At 51.2% G+C, this 4,529-nt stretch carries 4 protein-coding genes; 1 reads left to right on the top strand and 3 read right to left on the bottom strand.

From position 1 onward, the window contains the following. Positions 1-604, bottom strand: a 604-nt coding sequence (locus IQ219_RS17030) for a hypothetical protein (protein WP_194073394.1), incomplete at its 3' end; no start/stop codon positions are given. Between the two features lie 236 nt (positions 605-840). On the opposite strand from IQ219_RS17030, the gene IQ219_RS17025 reads away from it, so the two are divergent. Then, complete coding sequence (locus IQ219_RS17025) at positions 841-1,323, top strand: flavin reductase family protein (RefSeq protein WP_190596443.1); 483 nt, start codon at positions 841-843, stop codon at positions 1,321-1,323. Positions 1,324-1,388: 65 nt separating this feature from the next. On the opposite strand, the gene sbcD is transcribed toward IQ219_RS17025, so the two are convergent. Next, positions 1,389-2,639 (bottom strand): exonuclease subunit SbcD, encoded by a 1,251-nt coding sequence (sbcD, locus tag IQ219_RS17020; RefSeq protein ID WP_194073393.1) that lies wholly within the window; start codon positions 2,637-2,639, stop codon positions 1,389-1,391. An 82-nt stretch (positions 2,640-2,721) separates the two neighbouring features. Next, positions 2,722-4,529, bottom strand: a 1,808-nt coding sequence (locus IQ219_RS17015; RefSeq protein WP_194073392.1) for an ATP-dependent Clp protease ATP-binding subunit, incomplete at its 5' end; no start/stop codon positions are given.

Here is a 4,529-nt window from a genome sequence, read left to right as displayed (position 1 = left end):
TGGTGGTGCGGGGCACAGTGACTCCATTGGGGGTGATCAACTGGTCTGGATTTGTCCCCCGATAGACAATGGATGGTTGTAATACCCTTCGTTGTACACCGCCGGAATAAATGTAGGTGTAACTGTTGCCGTAGGGATAAAAATAGGCCCCTCCAAAGACTGGACGGTAACCACTGGTGTGATAGCCGCTGGGGGTGGGTTCACAAATCACACCATCGGTTTGACAATCGGCTCGACTGCCATAGACTGGGGCATTGCGTTGGTGCTCTTCCTGGGCCGCTTTCATTTGGGCTTCACATTCCTCGGGCCGAATGGGAGGCGGACTTGGGGCATTGGGTAATTTGCCGGCTTTGTGGGCCTCCACCAAAACCTGATACTCCTTGGCCTGATTGGTGGTGTCTGTTTTACATTCCGCCACACTGGTGTAGTAAAGAGCTTCGATTTTCTCGTTATTGCCTGCCCCACTACCCTGATTCGTTTTGGGGTTATTGCCTTTACAACTGGTGCTAACCATGGCCAAAACCGCTACCATGGCGAGATATTGCCTGACTTGTTTGCGGTAAATGGGCCGAGAAATGTTGCCGGGGAAATGATTGGGGTCCATGGCGATCGCCGGGGGATCAGTGGTGATGGGATTATTGTATTAAGATTTTTCTGCAGTAAACCGATTAGCAAAAATTATTTACGAACCAGTTGCAGGCATTGGGGAGTTTAACCAACATTGTGCCCAATTCCCCCGCAAAAAAAATTAAGCTTGATTAAGTTGCTAGGCTATCAACAAATGGATTTTTCCCTCGGGAAAATTTTCCAGCCCATGCCCAATACCTTGAATGAATTATGGTGCTAGACGAACAAGCAAAGAAAACCCTCCTACGCAAAATTCCCCACGGGCTCTACGTCTGTGGTGTTAAGTCCGGAGACGAAGCCAATGGTTTCACCGCTAGTTGGGTAATGCAGGGCTCCTTTGAGCCCCCCCTGGTGGTTAACTGCGTGCGCACTGACTCCATTTCCCATCGGCTGTTACAGGAAAGTGGTCAGTTTGCCCTCAGCTTTCTGGCGGCGGATCAAAAGGATGTGGCGGCGCAATTTTTTAAGCCCCAACGACGGGTGGGGGACAAGTTTGAAAACTTTGACGTGCTCGACGCCCCAGAAACCGGTTGCCCTGTGCTCAAAGATTGCTTAGGCTATGTGGAATGTCGGGTGGTGGGGTCGGTGGCCCACGGCGATCACACCGTTTTTGTCGGCGAAGTGATTGGCGCCCAAGTTTTCAATGAAGGAGAACCCCTATTGCTGGAAAGCACCGGCTGGAACTACGGCGGTTAGTTAGAACGTGTCTGAAAGGCTAACCTAGTCCTCTAACTGTTGGGGGAAAACTATTTAAAATCCCATCAATCCCCGACGGCTTCTAGCCAATTGTCCTCGTCACCATGGAGTAAATGCTCGGCCGCCTCCATTAGGTCGGGCATTAGCCCCTTAATGTCTTTTTTGTTTTCTAGATAAGTTCGCAGGGCAACGAGGGGATCAAGGGCAGAACCAACCCCCAATTCTGGCAAGCGGGGCCGGGCCAACTGGCTCACTAACTCTGGGCGAATAGTGTAGGAATGGCTTGGTTTGAGGGCCTCTTGTAACCGGCGATTATCTATTTGTTCCAACTGTTCAGAGCGGATTTGGTAAATTAGCCGCACCACTGCAGCATCGATGTTGGTTTGATTAATCGCAGTCAAAAGTTCTGTCTGGGGATCTTCCGCTTCGGTCACGTCCACCTTAATAGTTTTAAAGGGCCGGGCCGGCAGGGCACAAAACTGCCAATCAACTTTTCCCTTAGTAATCTCTAGCCAAACATAACCCTTATCTTCCTTTTCTTCGCCAAAGTCCACCCTTTCGATGCTGCCAGGATATACCACGGGGGGGTTGTTATGGGGATTGAGGTTTTGATGTTTATGGACATGGCCCAGGGCAACGTAATCAAATTCGGATCGATTGATCAAAGCCATGGGAATGGTAAAACCTTTACCCACGGAGAGGGTTTTTTCCGCCCCAAAGGTGGCTCGGTCTGCCATTAAATGGGCCAGCAAAATAGTTGGGAGTTGGGGGTCTAAGCTCCGGACTTCCGCTTCTAAAATGGGCTGTAACTTTTTCAGCAAGAGCAAATTAATTGCTTCTAAGGATAATCCCTCCGTTTCCGGCCTGGTCAACAGGGTAGAACGGGTCAGCCATGGTAGGGTGACAATTTGCAAATCTCCATTCGCCGTAGGAATTAAATGGGTGGCAAGGCGATCGCCGACAATGAAGCCGGGTACAGCTAGGGTGCGATAAATACATAAACTAGCTCCCCCACTACCCTGGGAATGTTGATCATGGTTCCCCACCAACAGCACCGTAGGAATATTGGCATCCGCTAAACGACGAAATTCCGCCGCAAACGCTTCCTGAACGTAGGGGGGCGGGGTGGCATCAGGAAAAGCATCTCCCCCAAATAGGACCACATCGGCCGGTTCGGCGATCGCCCGGTCAATGCAAAGCCTGAGACTATGAATGAAGTCCTCCAGTCTGGTATTCAGTCCCGTGGCCGGATTAATGTGCCCATGGGAAAAACCACTGCCCAGGTGAATATCAGAAAGGTGCAGGACTTTTAACATGGCAATGACTCTCTAACAACAAAAAAGGGAAGACTTCTAGTCCTCCCTTCATCCTATGGCAGTGGCCCGCCAGGAGACCTAATTATTCAACACCGGGGGCAATCAATTCCCTTGTTTCACCGGGGATGACCACCACTTGGTTGTCTTCACCAATGTCCACCAGGGCCTGACTGCCTTCCTTGAGGCGACCAGAGAGGATTTCCTCTGCTAGCACATCTTCCAACAGGCGCATAATGGCCCGACGGAGGGGACGGGCACCATAGGCAGGGTTGAACCCCTCTTCCACAATGCGCTCTTTGAACTTGTCGGTGACCTGGAGAGAAATTTCTTTTTCCACCAACCGGGCAAACACATCCCGCAGCAGGATTTCGGAAATTTCCTTGACTTCCTCCTTGTTCAATTGACGGAAGACGATGATTTCATCTAAACGGTTCAAGAACTCAGGACGGAAGTAGTTTTTCAACTCTTCATTCACCAGGGAGCGAATGCGATTGTATTGGGACTCCGCCTGGTCTTCGGCAAAGTCAAAGCCTAAACCACCGCCACCTTTTTCAATCACCTTAGAACCAATGTTGGAGGTCATGATCAGCAGGGTATTTTTGAAGTCCACTGTGCGACCTTTGGCATCGGTAAGGCGACCATCCTCCAAAATTTGCAGGAGCATATTGAAGATGTCCGGGTGGGCTTTTTCAATTTCGTCGAACAGCACCACAGTGTAGGGACGGCGGCGTACCGCTTCCGTTAACTGACCACCTTCGTTGTAGCCCACATAACCCGGAGGAGAACCAATCAATTTAGAAACGGTGTGACGTTCCATAAACTCAGACATATCCAAGCGGATCATGGCTTCCTCGGAACCGAAGAAGTAGGCCGCTAGGGCTTTGGTCAGCTCGGTTTTACCTACCCCGGTGGGACCGGAGAAGATGAAGCTCGCAATGGGACGGTTAGGATTTTTCAGTCCGACCCTAGCCCGACGGATAGCACGGGAAACGGCCTTAACGGCGTCTTCCTGGCCAATTAACCGTTGATGGAGGGTGTCTTCCATGTGCCACAGTTTTTCCGACTCCCATTCTGTCAGCTTGTTCACCGGCACCCCCGTCCAGGAGCCGACAATGTGGGCAATTTCTTCAGAGTTGACTTCCGGCTCACCACTATCCCCTTCTGCTTTTTTAGAAGAGGCGATCGCCCGGATTTGTTTTTTAATTTCGTCTTCCCGGTCCTTGAGTTCCCCAGCTTGCTCAAAGTCCTGATTGCGGACAGCATCATCTTTTTCTTTAAGAATTTGCCGTAGTTCCTTATCTAACTCCTTGGCGGCGGGGGGCAATTGGGAATTAATCAACCGCACCCGAGAACCAGCTTCGTCAATCAGGTCGATCGCCTTATCGGGCAGGAAGCGGTCGGAGATATAACGGTCGGAAAGTTTGGCCGCCGCTTCTAGGGCTTCGTCCAAAATTTTCAGTTTGTGGTGCTGCTCGTAACGTTCCCGCAGACCATAAAGAATCTCGATGGTTTCTTCGACAGAGGGTTCCCCCACCATCACCGGCTGAAAACGGCGTTCCAGGGCGGCGTCCCGTTCAATGTGCTTACGGTACTCATCGAGGGTGGTTGCCCCAATACACTGCAATTCTCCCCGGGCTAAGGCGGGCTTGAGAATATTGGCGGCGTCGATCGCGCCTTCGGCGGCCCCGGCCCCAATGAGGGTGTGAACTTCATCGATCACCAGGATGATGTTACCGGCCTGGCGGATTTCATCCATGATTTTTTTCAGCCGTTCCTCAAATTCTCCCCGGTATTTGGTGCCCGCCACCAACAGACCAATGTCCAGGGTGACGACCCGTTTTTCTTCGAGAATGTCGGGAATATCTTTGTTGGCAATGCGCTGAGCTAGAC

Source organism: Synechocystis sp. LEGE 06083 (assembly GCF_015207725.1).
In the GTDB taxonomy this organism is placed as follows: domain Bacteria; phylum Cyanobacteriota; class Cyanobacteriia; order Cyanobacteriales; family Microcystaceae; genus Synechocystis; species Synechocystis salina.
This window is presented reverse-complemented; position numbering and strand designations above follow the sequence as displayed.